The organism is Flavobacterium sp. (genome assembly GCF_040402955.1).
Classification (GTDB): Bacteria; Bacteroidota; Bacteroidia; order Flavobacteriales; family Flavobacteriaceae; genus Flavobacterium.
Genome location: NZ_JBBALQ010000003.1, coordinates 33,543 through 49,373, shown reverse-complemented (window position 1 = coordinate 49,373; position 15,831 = coordinate 33,543). Strand labels below are relative to the sequence as shown.

At 31.4% G+C, this 15,831-nt stretch carries 16 protein-coding genes; 9 read left to right on the top strand and 7 right to left on the bottom strand.

Features of this window, described 5'->3' with window-relative positions; all coding sequences use genetic code 11:
- Positions 1–72: 72 nt before the first annotated feature.
- Positions 73–924, top strand: coding sequence for an N-acetylglucosamine kinase (locus ABWP78_RS02515; RefSeq protein ID WP_353168676.1), 852 nt, complete (start codon positions 73–75; stop codon positions 922–924).
- A 142-nt stretch (positions 925–1,066) separates the two neighbouring features.
- Positions 1,067–2,215: a Na+/H+ antiporter NhaA gene (gene nhaA / locus ABWP78_RS02510; protein WP_353168674.1), complete on the top strand. Its 1,149-nt coding sequence runs from the start codon at positions 1,067–1,069 to the stop codon at positions 2,213–2,215.
- 6 nt (positions 2,216–2,221) lie between these two features.
- Here nhaA and ABWP78_RS02505 read toward each other — a convergent pair whose 3' ends face one another.
- Genes ABWP78_RS02505 through ABWP78_RS02490 form a run of 4 tightly spaced genes read right to left on the bottom strand, consistent with a single transcriptional unit; the run spans position 2,222 to position 6,282 of the window.
- A complete protein-coding gene (locus tag ABWP78_RS02505; protein WP_353168671.1) occupies positions 2,222–2,800 on the bottom strand; it encodes a hypothetical protein in 579 nt (192 codons plus the stop codon).
- Positions 2,801–2,802: 2 nt separating this feature from the next.
- Positions 2,803–3,978 (bottom strand): THUMP-like domain-containing protein, encoded by a 1,176-nt coding sequence (locus ABWP78_RS02500; RefSeq protein WP_353168668.1) that lies wholly within the window; start codon positions 3,976–3,978, stop codon positions 2,803–2,805.
- Complete coding sequence (locus tag ABWP78_RS02495; protein WP_353168666.1) at positions 3,978–5,066, bottom strand: AI-2E family transporter; 1,089 nt, start codon at positions 5,064–5,066, stop codon at positions 3,978–3,980. Before ABWP78_RS02495 ends, ABWP78_RS02500 begins: the two co-directional genes overlap by 1 nt.
- Before the next feature lie 19 nt (positions 5,067–5,085).
- Positions 5,086–6,282 carry an alanine dehydrogenase gene (locus ABWP78_RS02490; protein WP_353168663.1) on the bottom strand — a complete coding sequence of 399 codons (1,197 nt, stop codon included), beginning with the start codon at positions 6,280–6,282 and terminating at the stop codon, positions 5,086–5,088.
- Positions 6,283–6,386: 104 nt separating this feature from the next.
- Between ABWP78_RS02490 and ABWP78_RS02485 the strand changes: the two genes are divergently transcribed.
- Positions 6,387–6,581: a hypothetical protein gene (locus ABWP78_RS02485; RefSeq protein WP_353168661.1), complete on the top strand. Its 195-nt coding sequence runs from the start codon at positions 6,387–6,389 to the stop codon at positions 6,579–6,581.
- Here ABWP78_RS02485 and ABWP78_RS02480 read toward each other — a convergent pair.
- The 3 genes from ABWP78_RS02480 to porX form a co-directional block, all read right to left on the bottom strand.
- A complete protein-coding gene (locus tag ABWP78_RS02480; RefSeq protein WP_353168659.1) occupies positions 6,569–7,273 on the bottom strand; it encodes a hypothetical protein in 705 nt (234 codons plus the stop codon). The two genes, ABWP78_RS02485 and ABWP78_RS02480, sit on opposite strands and share 13 nt — an antisense overlap.
- Before the next feature lie 159 nt (positions 7,274–7,432).
- A complete protein-coding gene (gene tsaE, locus ABWP78_RS02475) occupies positions 7,433–7,849 on the bottom strand; it encodes a tRNA (adenosine(37)-N6)-threonylcarbamoyltransferase complex ATPase subunit type 1 TsaE (protein WP_353168656.1) in 417 nt (138 codons plus the stop codon).
- Between the two features lie 70 nt (positions 7,850–7,919).
- A complete protein-coding gene (porX, locus tag ABWP78_RS02470; RefSeq protein WP_353168654.1) occupies positions 7,920–9,473 on the bottom strand; it encodes a T9SS response regulator signal transducer PorX in 1,554 nt (517 codons plus the stop codon).
- A gap of 240 nt (positions 9,474–9,713) precedes the next feature.
- Here porX and ABWP78_RS02465 point away from each other — a divergent pair, with 240 nt between their 5' ends.
- From ABWP78_RS02465 to ABWP78_RS02440, 6 genes are all read left to right on the top strand, one after another.
- On the top strand, positions 9,714–10,943 hold the full coding sequence (locus ABWP78_RS02465; protein ID WP_353168652.1) for an HD domain-containing protein: 1,230 nt from the start codon (positions 9,714–9,716) through the stop codon (positions 10,941–10,943).
- 25 nt (positions 10,944–10,968) lie between these two features.
- Positions 10,969–11,988, top strand: coding sequence for a UDP-3-O-(3-hydroxymyristoyl)glucosamine N-acyltransferase (gene lpxD, locus ABWP78_RS02460; RefSeq protein WP_353168648.1), 1,020 nt, complete (start codon positions 10,969–10,971; stop codon positions 11,986–11,988).
- Between the two features lie 4 nt (positions 11,989–11,992).
- Positions 11,993–13,387 carry a bifunctional UDP-3-O-[3-hydroxymyristoyl] N-acetylglucosamine deacetylase/3-hydroxyacyl-ACP dehydratase gene (locus ABWP78_RS02455; RefSeq protein WP_353168646.1) on the top strand — a complete coding sequence of 465 codons (1,395 nt, stop codon included), beginning with the start codon at positions 11,993–11,995 and terminating at the stop codon, positions 13,385–13,387.
- 69 nt (positions 13,388–13,456) lie between these two features.
- Entirely contained in the window at positions 13,457–14,242 is a 786-nt protein-coding gene (lpxA, locus tag ABWP78_RS02450; RefSeq protein ID WP_353168644.1) for an acyl-ACP--UDP-N-acetylglucosamine O-acyltransferase, read from the top strand.
- A 32-nt stretch (positions 14,243–14,274) separates the two neighbouring features.
- On the top strand, positions 14,275–14,841 hold the full coding sequence (gene efp, locus ABWP78_RS02445; RefSeq protein ID WP_353168642.1) for an elongation factor P: 567 nt from the start codon (positions 14,275–14,277) through the stop codon (positions 14,839–14,841).
- Between the two features lie 9 nt (positions 14,842–14,850).
- Positions 14,851–15,786 (top strand): UDP-3-O-(3-hydroxymyristoyl)glucosamine N-acyltransferase, encoded by a 936-nt coding sequence (locus tag ABWP78_RS02440; RefSeq protein ID WP_353168640.1) that lies wholly within the window; start codon positions 14,851–14,853, stop codon positions 15,784–15,786.
- The last annotated feature ends 45 nt before the right edge of the window (positions 15,787–15,831 follow it).

The window sequence follows — 15,831 nt, the reverse complement described above, 5'->3', positions numbered from 1 at the left end:
ATAAATACTCGAGTATAGAGAATAGAAATCAAAATCTATTCTCTATTTTATATACTCAATATTCTAAAAATCATGAAATTACTTGTAGATAGTGGTTCCACTAAAGCTGATTGGATTGCCATAGACACAAACGGAAAAGTATTATTTACTACACAATCTTTAGGATTAAATCCGGAAGTGTTAACTAAAGAAGAAATAATTTCTCGTTTAGACGATAAATTTGATATTTCACACAACAAAGATAAAGCCGCTCATTTATTCTTTTATGGTGCAGGATGTGGAACGGATAGAATGAAAAACTTTTTAACAGGGGTTTTTCAAGAATATTTTAAAAACGCTGCTGTAGCTGTTTTCGAAGATACCTATGCTGCTGTTTTTGCTACTACACCAAAAAATGAGCAAGCGATTGTTTGTATTTTAGGCACAGGTTCAAATTGTAGTTATTTTGATGGGCACGTTTTACATCAAAAAGTACAATCATTAGGTTATATTGCTATGGATGATTGTAGTGGAAACCGTTTTGGTCGTCATTTATTGCGAGGCTATTATTTTAATAAAATGCCTGCAGATTTGGCAGTTAAATTTGAAAAAGAATTTGATGTAGAGCCCGATGCAGTTAAAGAAAATTTATATAAAAAACCAAATCCTAATGCATATTTGGCAACCTATGCTAAGTTTTTAATTAAGCATAAAAATACTGAATTCTGTCAGAAATATATTAGAGAAGAATTAGTTGCATTTGTTGAAAATTACATTATGCAGTATGAAAATTGTAAAGAAGTTCCTGTTCATTTTGTAGGCTCTATTGCTTTTTATTTAAAAGAGGAATTAGAAGTCGTTTTAAATGAATACGGAATCAAAATAGGGAATGTATTAAGACGTCCAATAGACGGATTAATAGAATTTCATGTCGCTAATAGTTAATAAATATTAGCAAAAGTTAATTTGTTTTAAAAGCCCGAGTATCGAAAGTTACTTGGGCTTTTTGTTTTTTAATAATATGATTTCAATTATCTACTATTCTATACGAGTAAAATTGAGTATTTTTGCAGTATAAATAGCAAGAATGAAACTAACACAATTATTTAAAAATTTTTTTGAAAGCGAAAAAGTGGGTGGTTTGATATTATTGGTTTGCACAATAATCTCGTTGGTACTTGCTAATTCTGCTTTTGGCGAAAGTTACCATCATTTTTGGTTAACCGAGTTTTCAGGGAAATCCATAGAATATTGGATTAACGATGGCTTAATGACCATTTTCTTTTTATTAATTGGATTAGAGTTGGAAAGAGAAATTTATCAAGGCGAATTGTCTAACATTAAAGATGCCTTGTTACCTATATTTGCTGCAATTGGTGGAATGGCAATTCCTGCTGGAATATATTTAGCATTTAATTTTGGTACAGCTACACAATCAGGTGCTGGTATTCCAATGGCTACGGATATTGCTTTTGCTATTGGTATTTTATCGTTGTTAGGAAATCGTGTGCCTTTGTCACTAAAAATATTTTTAACTGCATTAGCTGTCATTGACGATTTAGGTGCCATTTTAATTATCGCCATTTTTTATACGAAAACCATTTTGTGGAGCAATTTAGCCATCGCTTTAGGCATATTTGTGTTGCTTTATGTCTTGGGTAAATATTTTAAAGTTAAAAATCTACTTCCTTATTTAATTGGTGGGGTTTTTATGTGGTATTTTATGTTGCATTCTGGTGTACACGCAACTATTACTGGTGTTTTATTAGCTTTTGCTATTCCGTTTGGAAATGGTGGAACTAAATCTACATCCTACATTTTGCAGCATATTTTACATAAACCCGTCGCATTTATAATCTTACCTATTTTTGCTTTGGCAAATACAGCTATCGTAATGAATGGTAATTTAGCAGAAGTTATTACCGAAAACTATAGTTTGGGCGTAGCCTTGGGCCTAGTTGTAGGAAAACCATTAGGTATTTTTATTCTTACTTTTCTGGTTGTAAAAATTGGTTGGTGTCAACTTCCAAGTGATATGAATTGGAAATCCGTTTTAGGAGTTGGGTTTTTAGGCGGAATTGGCTTTACCATGTCTATTTTTATTACACTTTTAGCTTTTGATAACCTAGTAATTATAAATAATACCAAACTAATAATTGTGCTTTCTTCTTTAATTGCAGGAGTAATTGGATTTTTATTTTTAAAATATACATTAAAACAACAACAAGAAGCTTAATTTTAATTAGATACCCAAGCACTTTAAGTTATTTATAAAATAAGTATCAGGATTAGAAGTGTCTTTATAAATTTCAGAGTTTAGTTCTGGTTTAATTACAAAATTTACATCGCCAGTTGCTGCAGCAATTTTAATTAAATACACTTTTGATGTTTTTAAATCTTCAAAATTTTCAGGTGTGAAATAGAAAAAACCAGACAAAATTCGTAGATTATTTTTTTCTACAGCGTCGTATTGCAATTCGTTACACGTTTCAACATCTGAAGAATTAATAAGCTTAACTTGTTTTCCATTCGCCAATTCTAAAAATATTTTCGTGCTTTTGTCGATGCAAATAGGAGTTAAGAAGTCTTTACTCTTTTGTAAATACTGAAAATTCAAACCTATAAAACCATCCACATTAAAAAGCTTAAAAGTCAAAAAAGAAGTGGTGGTTCCAAATACACTTTCATCAATGATTCTATCTTTTAAAACCCGAGTGCTACTGGTATCTGTAGCGACATCAATTTCATATTCGCAAGGTTTATCTTGTGAAAACGTAAATTGGGTTAAAAAAAGTAAAACAGTTATTTTTAAAGTTTTCATATCTAAATTTTTGTGCAAATTAATACAATTTTTTCGTTATTTATGTTGGTGGTAAAAAAAGCATAAACACCGCCACCGTCTGCAATTTTATATTTTTTTCTAATTTCTTCAACTGTTAAAGGGAAATTACGGGTTGTAATATTCATTTTTTTACCTTCAAGATGTTTTTTTAGATGCTCTTTGTTAAACGGAATCACTTCATTAATTATAAATCTTCTTCCCGGAAAATCTACTAATTCCGAATGGGTAAATAAATGTGAATGCGGATGTATTTTCGATATATGCAGTACATCGCACAAATAATCTACACCTCCAGATTTAAGTAAAGGTGCATTTGGTTCATACAAAAATTCTTGAGGTAAACTAAAGCGAGCTGGCGTATGGTTACCTAAAATAAAAGTATTACAATCTGTTTTTTCCTTTTGAATGTTTACGGCATATAGTTCAATTGCATCATCATATCCATTTTCTAAAAGCCAAAGTATTTCTTTTACTTCGTTTTCAATGGCTACGATATGAATGGCTTTTATGTTTTCCAATTCCATACATCCAGCCGTAATATCTAATATTGGTGCAGTTTTTATTAAAATTGAATTACTTTTAGAAAAATACAAACTCAAATTTTCAGGAACATTTGGCAAGCAATCTTTTAATAAAAACACTTTTCCTTTCACGTCACTTCGTCTGCTTGGATCAATATAAATCCAATCGAAAGAATTTTCAGATTGTTCTAGTACTTCTGTACTATTTTGTGCCAAACAAGTAATGTTATTTACTTTCAATACACCATAATTATGTTGCACCATTTCTGAAAGTGCCACGTTTTTTTCGCAATGAATTACGTGTTTAAATTGTTTCGAAAAATAATAATCATCTACGCCAAAACCACCGGTTAAGTCAATTAATGAGGAGCCAGAAATTAATTCCGATTTGTATTTAGCAGTTGTCTCAGAAGAGGTTTGCTCTATGGAAATGCTGGGCGGATAGTAAATGTTATCCGTGTTAAACCAAGTTGGAACTTTGTGTTGCGATTTGTTTTTAGATACAATTTGATTGATAATTTCTTTCCAATCTACTTCAGGAAAAGGGTTTTTGGATAGCGCTAATTTTGAAATATTAGCTTGTAAAGACGAATTAATAAATTCTTGAATATCAGTAGCGAGAAGAGAAAGCTGCATTATAAACCTTTGGTTACTATTTGAATAAAAGTATTTTTAGGATAAAACTCTTTAAGTACCACTTTTAAAGCCGTGTAAACCGGAATGGCAATAATCATACCTAATATACCCAACAGCGCACCTGAAATTAAAATTACTAAAAAAATTTCTAAAGGATGTGAATTGGTACTTTTAGAAAAAATAATGGGTTGGCTTACATTATTATCAATAAGTTGCACAATAAAATAGCCAATGATAACATATAAAGTGTTTGGTAAAACTACCAATTGAAAATCTTCGTGAATATGCCCTAACATAGTTAAAAAAGCGGTCATTACTAAGGCTATTATAGGACCTATGTAAGGAATAATGTTTAAAATAGCACCTAAAAAAGCAATAATAAACGCATTTTCTACTCCAAAAAATAATAATACAATTAAGTACATTACAAATACCAGTAAAAGCTGTATCAATAAGCCAATGGTATATTTGGATAACATATTTTTTATACGCAAAAGCGAAGCCAAAATTCGCCATCTGCTAGTGGCAGGTAAAATGGCTCGTAAATTTGTTGTAATGAGTTTTTGATCTTTCAATAAGAAGAAACAAATGAAAAATATTGAAAAAATAGCCATTCCAAAATTCCCTATAGAACCAATTATCGAATTCAATATATCGGTAATAAAATTAAAATTGAACGATTGTGTAATCTTCTGAATGTCTATTAATTTTTTATATTGAATGTCATAGGTTTGCAGCCAAACATCGACTTGATTGATGAATAATACAGAATTTTTTTCTAACGCCACCATATCAAGTAACGCTAAATTTTTACTCTGACTAACTATTAAAGGCACAAACAATAACAAGATACCAAATGCTAAACCAATAAAAAGAGTTAAAGAAACAATTATGGCTAAAATAGGAGAAAGGCGTAACTTTTTTTGTAAAAAATTAGAAATGGGTTGTGCCACAAAACTTAATAAAATCCCTACAATAACATAAATTAGTACTGACGAAATTACTCCAATAATATAGCCCAAAAACACAATGCCTGCAAGAATAAACAGCGTGCGAAGTAAAGCATTGGAAATGTTTTTAGATGTCATTTTGTAATTGGTAATTGAATTAAAAAACAATTAAATTGATGTCTCTATGCTCTAAATTAAACCAATCCGCAATAGATTTATTGGTTAAAATTCCGTGGTAAAAATAAATTCCGTTTTTCAATCCTTTGTTGCAACGAATAGCCGTTTCAATACCACCATCTTCAGCAATATTAATTAGCGTTGGTGTGATAATATTACTAATAGAAATACTTGCTGTTTTAGAATAACGTGAAGGAATATTCGGCACGCAATAATGAATAACGTTGTTTTTTATAAAGGTTGGGTGTTCGTGCGTAGTAACTTCTGAGGTTTCAAAACAACCACCGGTATCAATACTTACATCAACAATTACGGCTCCTTTTTTCATATGTTCAACCATTGTCTCTGTAACTACAATGGGTGTTCTGTTTTCCCCTTTTAAGGCGCCAATAGCCACATCACATCTTCGTAACGCTTTTAATAAGGCTTTATCGTGAATGGTAGAAGTAAATATTCTTTGATTTAATGTATTTTGTAATCGTCGTAATTTTGTAATAGAATTATCAAATACTTTTACGTTGGCGCCTAAACTTAATGCGGTTCTTACAGCATATTCAGCAACCGTTCCTGCGCCTAAAATAACAACTTCTGTGGGAGGTACGCCTGTTATGTTTCCAAATAACAACCCTTTACCATCATTATTATTAATCATTAATTCGGCTGCAATTAATACTGACGCTGTTCCTGCAATTTCACTTAACGATTTTACTGCTGGATACGAACCGTCGCTATCTTTAATAAACTCGAAGGCTAATGAGGTGATTTTCTTTTTGGTAAGCGCTTCAAAATAGTCTTTTTTCTGTGTTTTTAATTGAATGGCTGAAATCAGAATGGCTTCTAAGTTCATCATTTCTATTTCTTCTAAAGTAGGCGGTTCTACTTTTAAAAGTATCGGACAAGAAAATACTTTTTTAGTATCTTGTGTGACTTCAGCGCCTGCGTCTGAATATTCTTTATCTGTAAAACTGGCGTTTTTTCCTGCACCGCTTTCAATCATCACACGGTGTCCGTGACTTACCAATGAGCTCACCGCATCGGGTGTTAAACAAATACGACGTTCTTGGTAAGACGTTTCTTTCGGAATACCGATAAATAATTCACTTTTGTGTTTGCCAATTTCTAATTTTTCTTCTTGCGGAAGCAATTGTTTGGCTGAAAACGGAGAATAAATGGACATACTTGTTTTATTTTGTAGCCAAATTAAGTAATTTTCTATAAAGTTACAAGTGAGCGGCTAAATAATACAGAAAACCAATGGTTTGAGATGCTAAAAAATTCATAATGAGAGGTTTAGTATATCGTATTAGATATGTTTTAATTGACGGTTTTGTGGCTTGGCGAAGTGGTGATGAACCAAGACCAAGCCATTACAAATATAGACAAAAATTTAAATTAAAACCTTTCCAATTTCTGATAAATCCCGAGCCTCGCCATTTCTTGAAACAGCTGTTGGTAGAAGTTTTTTATTTTCCGTAGAATATTTTTGTCTTATTTAATTTTGATGCAGATATTTTTTTAATTGGAGTGTATTCGTAATGAGTTGTACTAATTCCTGGTAGATTTTTTGAAATTGTTCCATCGGGATTTTGGTAAGTGAACCTCATATTTTTTGATAATTCTCCAAATATTTCGATTGACTTAATTGAATCTTTATCTGTTTTGATACTTACTGAACCAAGTGGAAAACTTCTAATATTTTTATTTTTTTCGTTATAAACAAATCGAATGTAAATATTTTTATTATTTGTCCAAACAGAATCGAATTTATATCTATTTGTGCCTCCTGAGTTTGATTTATAGTTAATTGTTTTGACAACAAAATCTCCAATATTTTTGTATAAAGTTTTTATAGGTAATGTATCTTTCGGTTGTTTTAATTTTGAACGAAAATCATAAACTAGCAGTGTGTCTTCAGAAATCCATTGTTTAATTGCACCTTCTATTTTTATTCCTTTCCCTTCTTCAAATTTTTTTTCGATTGGAAATAATTCAGTTACGCTTATTCCAGAACTAAATGACATATCTCCATTTCTTGTATATTCATAAATTGCAAATTTTTCGCTTGGAGTAATCTGCTTAATAAATTTAGAATATTCAATTGTTTCTTCTTTGTTATTACAAGAGTAAAAAGAAAAAAAAATTAATATAAAAAAAGTTATTTTGGTCATTATTTTCTGCGTTTTTCTAAAATTTCTGCCAATTCGTTTATATGCGAAACTTTTGACGACTTACATGCCGTATTGGAAAGATTGGCGAAAGTTTTGTTTCGCATTATTAAAATCAAATATAATAAATTATTTTAAAACTTTTACAGTGACAACCCTATTTTAATCATTTTTTAATAACAATTCTCTTTTCCCATTAGGTAACGTTCTAATTACAATTGAGGCGTGGTCTAAAGGCAATAAATGTGGTACTTTTTCAGGCCATTCAATAAAACACCAATTTCCCGAATAAAAATACTCGTCAATTCCCATGTCGTATGCTTCCATTTCAGTATTTAATCTATATAAATCGAAATGATAAATGGTTTCACCAGTTTTAGATTCATACTCGTTAACCAATGAAAAAGTAGGACTACTTGAATTTCCTGTAACGCCTAATTCTTTTACTATTTCCTTAATTAAAGTGGTTTTGCCCACTCCCATAGTAGCGTGAAAAGTAATTACTTTTTTTAAACTCGGTGTTGCAAGTATCTCTTTAGCTACTTTATTTATTTCTTCTAATGTGAATGTTGTAGTCATTTTTTCTTTTAATTAATGTTGACTGAGGCTGTCAATGGAGACTGAGGCACTCGAAGTCACCATTTATTTTCTATTTAGGATTTAAAACTATACAAGGAATAATCATTTCTTCTAATGAAACACCTCCGTGCTGATACGTATTTCTGTAATAGCTAACATAATGATTAAAATTGTTTACATATGCCAAAAAGAAATCGCTTTTTGCAAAAATATAAGAACTGGTCATATTTATGCTTGGTAAACCAATTTTTTTAGGATCTTTTACCGCATATACATCTTTGTTTTCGTAAGTTAAGCTTCTACCGGTTTTGTAACGTAAGTTTAAACTGGTGTTTTTATCACCAATAACTTTCGATGGATTTTTGCAATTAATCGTACCGTGGTCGGTAGTAATAATAAGTTTAAAACCCATTTGTTGTGCCTGCTGAATCATTTCCAACAAAGGCGAATTTTTAAACCAACTTAGCGTTAAAGAACGATACGCTTTGTCGTTAGATGCTAATTCTTTTACCACATCCATTTCGGTTTTAGCGTGCGATAACATATCTACAAAATTGTACACAATAGTAGTCAAATCGTTGTTTTTGCACGATTTAAAATTATCTACCAACTTCTTACCATCACGTAAATTGGTAATTTTATAGTATTCACTCTTGATGTTTAAACCCAAATGTTTTAGTTGTTCGTTTAAAAAATCAGCTTCGTGCATATTTTTCCCACCTTCTTCGGTGTCGTTTTTCCAATATTGTGGGTATTTTTTTTCCATTTCTAACGGCAACAATCCTGCGAAAATAGCATTTCGGGCATATTGAGTAGCGGTTGGTAAAATAGAGTAGTAGTTCACTTCCTTTTCAGTCTTGTAATGATTGAATACAATGTTTTCGAAAATTTTCCATTGGTCCAAACGCAAATTATCAATAACTACAAAAAGAATCGGTTTGTCTTTCTTACGAATTTCAGGCGCTACTAATTCACCAAATAATTTATGAGATAAAATCGGTTTATCTGCTTTTTCGTCGAACCAATCTTCGTAATTGCGTTCAATAAATTTTCCAAATTGCAAATTAGCTTCCGCTTTTTGGCTTTCTAATATTTGAATTAAATTATGGTCTTCAATGGTTTCCAATTCTATTTCCCAATACACTAATTTTCTGTAGAATTCCGCCCATTCATCAAACGAATTTACCATTGCCATTTCCATCGCAATTTTTCTAAACTCTTTCTGATAATCTAACGTAGTTTTCTCAGATATCAAACGCGAATGGTCTAAGTTTTTCTTTAAACTTAATAAAATTTGATTCGGATTTACGGGTTTTATTAAGTAATCGGCAATTTTACTACCAATGGCTTCTTCCATAATATATTCTTCTTCACTTTTTGTAATCATAATTACAGGTGTGGAAGATTTAAACTCTTTCATTTCCGAAAGCGTTTCTAAACCCGAAAGTCCTGGCATATTTTCATCTAAAAACACCACATCAAAAGCGGTTTCTTTGTGTAAGTCAATCGCGTCTTGGCCGTTGTTACAAGTAGTAACGGTATAGTTTTTCTTTTCTAAAAATAAAATATGCGGTTTTAATAAGTCAATTTCATCGTCTACCCAAAGTATTTTTATGTTGTTCATCGTATGTTTGATTTAAAAGTGCAAGTTACTATATGTTAAACGTAAATTTTCTTAAAAATTGTGTAAATTTTCGAAAATTTTTAGTTCGATTTTAAAATTTGATGAATCAAAAGTTAGTAGAAACCTTCCTTTTAAAATAAACTTCCCATCATATTAAGATAATACGACGCAACATCTTAAACTGAAACTTAAAAAACATATTCAATTTTTTCTTACATTTGTTACACAAAAACTTATTCTGTGAGCCAAATCAACAAATTAAAACTACTAAACGATCCTATTTATGGTTTTATAGCCATTCCCAATACGCTAATTTACGATTTAATTCAGCATCCTTATTTTCAGCGATTACGACGTATTTCTCAAATGGGATTGTCTTATTTGGTATATCCAGGGGCACATCATACCCGTTTTCATCACGCTTTAGGCTGTATGCATATTATGCAAAAAGCGGTTCAAACTCTTAAATTTAAAGGTGTAACTATTTCCGATGAGGAAGAAAATGCATTATATGGTGCTATTTTATTACACGATATAGGACACGGACCTTTTAGTCATGCTTTGGAAAATAGCGTATTGGAAGAAGTGCATCACGAAGAGCTGTCGTTATTGTTTATGCAGCAATTAAATACTGAATTTGATGGAAAATTAGCGTTAGCCATTCAGGTTTTTAAAGGCGAATACCATAGAAAATTTATGTTGGAGTTGATTTCTAGTCAGTTAGATATGGACCGAATGGATTACTTGAAACGCGATAGTTTTTATACAGGTGTCAATGAAGGAAACGTAAATAGCGAACGATTAATTCAAATGTTAAACGTACAAGACGATGTTTTGGTAATGGAAGAAAAAGGAATTTATTCTATCGAAAAGTTTCTTATGGCGCGTCGATTGATGTATTGGCAAGCGTATTTACATAAAACCAGCGTAGTAGCTGAGTTAACATTGACAAAGATATTAAAACGAGCAAAAGAGCTTACATCAAGAGGTGAAGTACTTTTTGGAAGTCCGTTTTTATTATTCTTTTTAAATCATAAAATTGAATTACAACAAATAGATAAAACTATCTTGGACACGTTTTCTAATTTAGATGATTACGATGTGTTAGGTGCGATTAAACAATGGCAATTTCACGATGATTTTGTGCTGAGTTCTTTAAGTAAAATGGTCATTAATAGAAATCTATTAAAGATTGAATTAACAGAAGTTAAAGTGAACAAAATCAAGTTATTAGAACTTAAAGAAAAATACATAAAACTATATAATCTTTCCGATAAAGATGTTGACTATTTTGTATTCAAAGGGAAAATAAAAAATGAAGCTTATAGCAAATCTTCTGAGCCAATTAGGATATTAAAAAAGGATAAAACAATTGAAAATGTGGTAGAAGCTTCAGATCAAATGCATTTAAAAGCATTGTCTAAAACCATCGTCAAATATTTTATTTGTTATCCGAAAGCGGTAGATTAAGGTTAATTTTTATATTTTTGCAAAGATGAAATTTACAGCAGCACAAATAGCAGGCATATTGGATGGAGAAGTTTTGGGTAATCCAGAAGCTGAAGTATTTAAATTAGCTAAAATAGAGGAAGGAACAGAAGGTTCACTAACTTTTTTGGCTAATACTAAGTATTCCAATTATTTATATAACACAAACGCCACAATAGTTATTGTAAATAAATCGTATGAGCTTGAAAATGAAGTAAAAGCCACATTAATTAAAGTTGATGATGCGTATAGTTCTTTTTCAAAACTATTAGAATATTATAATCAAATTAAACTAATGAAATCGGGTATAGAGCAACCTTCAGTAATTTCTGAAGGCGTAATTTATGGTGACGATTTATATTTAGGCAGTTTTTGCTACATAGGTAAAAATGTACGTATTGGAAATAATGTAAAAATATATCCAAATAGTTTTATTGGCGACAATGTTACGATTGGCGATAATTGTGTGTTTTTTGCCGGAGTACGAATTTATTCCGAAACAGAAATAGGCAACTATGTGACCATTCACTCCGGAACTATTATTGGTTCAGATGGATTTGGATTTGCACCACAAGAAGATGGTTCGTTTACAAAAATTCCACAAATTGGAAATGTTGTAATTGAAGATGATGTTGAAATTGGTTCTTGTTCAACTGTAGATAGAGCCACATTAGGTACAACGTATATCCGAAAAGGGGCGAAGCTAGACAACCAAATTCAAGTGGCACATAATGTAGAAATTGGTGAAAATACCGTAATTGCTGCTCAAACCGGCATTGCAGGTTCTACTAAAATTGGTAAAAATTGTATGATTGGCGGACAAGTAGGTATTGCTGGTCATATTACGATAGGTGATAAAGTAAAAATTCAAGCGCAATCAGGTATAGGAAAAAGTTTAAACGATGGAGAAGTAGTACAAGGAAGTCCGGCATTTAATTATGGCGATTTTGCGAAGTCTTTTGTACATTTTAGAAACCTACCAAAAATTGTAAATGAAATTGAAGAATTAAAAAAGAATAATAAATAAAATCATGTTAAAACAAACAACTCTTAAAAACGAAATTTCTTTAAAAGGTGTCGGACTTCATACAGGTCAGGAAGTAATAATTACTTTCAAACCCGCACCCATAAATAATGGTTTCACATTTGTACGTGTGGATTTAGAAGGAAGTCCAATAATTGAAGCAGATGCAAATTATGTAGTTAACACACAACGTGGTACTAATTTAGAGAAATTAGGTGTAATGATTCAAACTCCTGAACATGTACTGGCAGCTTTAGTAGGTTGCGATTTAGACAATGTGATAATTGAATTAAATTCATCAGAATTACCAATTATGGATGGTTCTTCAAAATATTTTGTAGAAGCACTAGAAAAAGCCGGTACTTTTGAGCAAGAAGCAGAGCGTAAAGTTTATGTTGTTAAAGATGTTATCTCATATTTAGATGAAGCTACAGGTAGCGAAATTACAATAATACCAAGCGATGGTTATTGTGTAACTGCAATGGTTGATTTTGGTACAAAAGTATTAGGAACACAAAATGCAAACATGAAAAATATTTCTGATTTTAAATCGGAAATAGCAGAATGTAGAACATTTAGTTTCTTACATGAATTAGAAGCGTTATTAAATAACGGATTAATTAAAGGTGGCGATTTAAATAATGCCATAGTTTACGTAGATAAAGAAATTTCTGACGAAACTATGGGTAATTTAAAGAAGGCCTTCAACAAAGATCATATTTCAGTTAAAGAAAACGGAATTTTAGATAACTTAACCTTACATCATCCAAATGAAGCAGCTCGTCATAAACTATTAGATGTAGTTGGCGATTTGTCATTAATTGGAAGAAGAATTCAAGGAAAGGTAATTGCCAATAAACCAGGACATTTTGTAAACACTCAATTTGCCAAAAAAGTTTCAAAAATTATTAAAATGGAAGAGAAAAATCAAATTCCAGTTTACGATTTGCATAAAGATCCGGTACTAGATATCCATGGAATTATGGATTTACTACCTCACAGACCACCGTTTTTATTGGTAGATAAAATTTTAGAATTATCCAAAACACATGTAGTAGGTTTAAAGAATGTAACTATGAATGAACCTTTCTTTACAGGTCATTTTCCTGGTGCACCAGTTATGCCAGGAGTGTTGCAAGTAGAAGCTATGGCACAAACGGGAGGTATTTTAATTTTAAGTACGGTGCCAGATCCAGAAAATTATCTTACGTTTTTTATGAAAATAGATAATGTGAAATTCAAACAAAAAGTATTACCAGGTGACACCTTAATTTTTAAATGTGAATTAATAACACCTATTAGAAGAGGAATTTGCCACATGCAAGCGTATGCGTATGCCAACGGTAAATTGGTTTCGGAAGCCGAATTAATGGCACAAATTGTAAAAGTAAAAAACGATTAAATAAAGAACCCATTGTTTAGATGTGTTACAAATACCTTTAAACAATCGGACATAAAATAAAATAAATATATGAATCAACCATTAGCATATGTTCATCCAGGAGCAAAAATAGCTAGAAATGTAGTTATCGATCCGTTTACTACCATTCATAATAATGTGGAAATTGGAGAAGGAACTTGGATAGGCTCTAACGTAACCATTATGGAAGGCGCAAGAATTGGTAAAAATTGTAATATTTTTCCAGGAGCAGTTATTTCTGCCGTACCACAGGATTTAAAGTTTGGTGGTGAAGATTCTTTAGCAGTAATAGGTGATAATACTACAATTAGAGAATGTGTAACCATAAACAGAGGTACCGTTGCATCAGGAAAAACAGTAATTGGTAAAAATTGTTTAATTATGGCAACGGCTCATATTGCGCACGATTGCATGATTGGCGACAATGCTATTATTGTAAATGGTGTGGCATTAGCAGGCCATGTTACAGTTGGACAATATGCTGTAATTGGTGGTTTGGCTGCAGTACATCAATTTATCTCCATTGGCGACCACGCGATGGTTTCTGGCGGAAGTTTGGTAAGAAAAGATGTGCCTCCTTTTTCAAAAGCAGCAAAAGAACCTTTATCTTATGTTGGAATTAATTCTGTAGGATTAAGAAGAAGAGGGTTTACTACAGATAAAATTAGAGAAATTCAAGATATATACCGAATTTTATATCAGAAAAATTACAATACCTCTCAAGCAATGAGTATTATTGAAGCCGAAATGGAAGCAACTCCAGAAAGAGATGAAATTTTAGATTTCATTAGAAATTCTTCTCGTGGAATCATGAAAGGCTATACAGGAAGCGTTTAAAAAAATAAAAACATAATAAAAAAACAAACAAAATGGCAAGTACTTCAGATATTAGAAATGGTTTATGTATTAAATTTAACCACGATATTTATAAAATTATCGAATTCTTACACGTAAAACCAGGTAAAGGTCCTGCTTTTGTTAGAACTAAATTAAGATCTTTAACTAACGGAAAAGTATTAGACAATACGTTTTCTGCAGGACATAAAATAGATGTAGTCCGTGTTGAGACACAAACGTATCAGTTTTTATATCCAGAAGGAAATGATTTTCACTTTATGAATATCGAATCTTTTGAGCAAATTACTTTAAATAAGAACATTTTAGATGCACCAGATTTATTAAAAGAAGGTACAAATGTAATGGTTCAAATTAATACAGAAACAGACCTGCCTTTATCAGTAGATATGCCTGCATCAATTGTTTTAGAAGTAACTTATACCGAACCAGGTTTAAAAGGAAATACCGCTACAAATGCTACCAAACCAGCGACTGTAGAAACGGGTGCTACCATTAATGTTCCTTTATTTATTAATGAAGGCGATAAAATTAAAATTGATACAACTTCTAGTTCTTATATGGAACGTGTAAAAGAGTAATTGAAATAGATGAAATTTAACAAAACATATACTTTAAAACAAATTTCTGAAATCATCAAGTCTAACTATGTTGGATCTGATGATTTTCCAGTTTATGGTATGAATGAAATTCATGTGGTAACACCTGGAGATATTGTTTTTGTAGACCATCCAAAATATTATGATAAAGCGTTGAAATCTGCAGCTACAATTGTACTTATTAATAAAGAAGTAGCATGCCCAGAAGGAAAAGCATTATTAATTTCGGATGATCCTTTTAGAGATTTTAATGTATTGACAAAATATTTTAGACCTTTTCAATTTTCAAATGTTTCTATTTCTGATTCAGCATCAATAGGTGATGGCACAATAATACAACCCAATTGTTTTATTGGACATCAGGTTCAAATTGGTAAAAATTGTTTGATTCATTCCAATGTTTCCATTTACGATAACACAGTAATTGGAGATAACGTAATTATTCATGCAGGAACTATATTAGGTGCCGATGCTTTTTATTATAAAAAACGTGCAGAAGGTTTTGATCAATTGCTTTCTGGAGGACGAGTTGTTATAGAAAACAATGTAGGAATTGGTGCACTTTGTACTATTGATAAAGGCGTAACAGGAGATACTACTATTGGAGAAGGTACTAAAATTGACAATCAGGTTCATGTAGGACATGACACCATTATTGGTAAAAAATGTTTAATTGCTTCCCAAACAGGAATTGCAGGTTGTGTAATAATTGAAGATGAGGTAACACTTTGGGGACAAGTAGGTACCACCAGCGGTATAACTATTGGCGCGAAAGCTGTAATTATGGGGCAAACTGGAGTTACAAAGTCTGTTGAAGGTGGTAAATCTTATTTTGGAACACCAATTGAGGAATCACGAGAAAAATTAAAACAATTGGCTAACATTAAGCGTATCCCTGAAATAGTAGAGAAACTAAAAGGGATGTAGTTTATTGTATTTTATCCATTACTTTAAAAGTCAAATGGATACCAA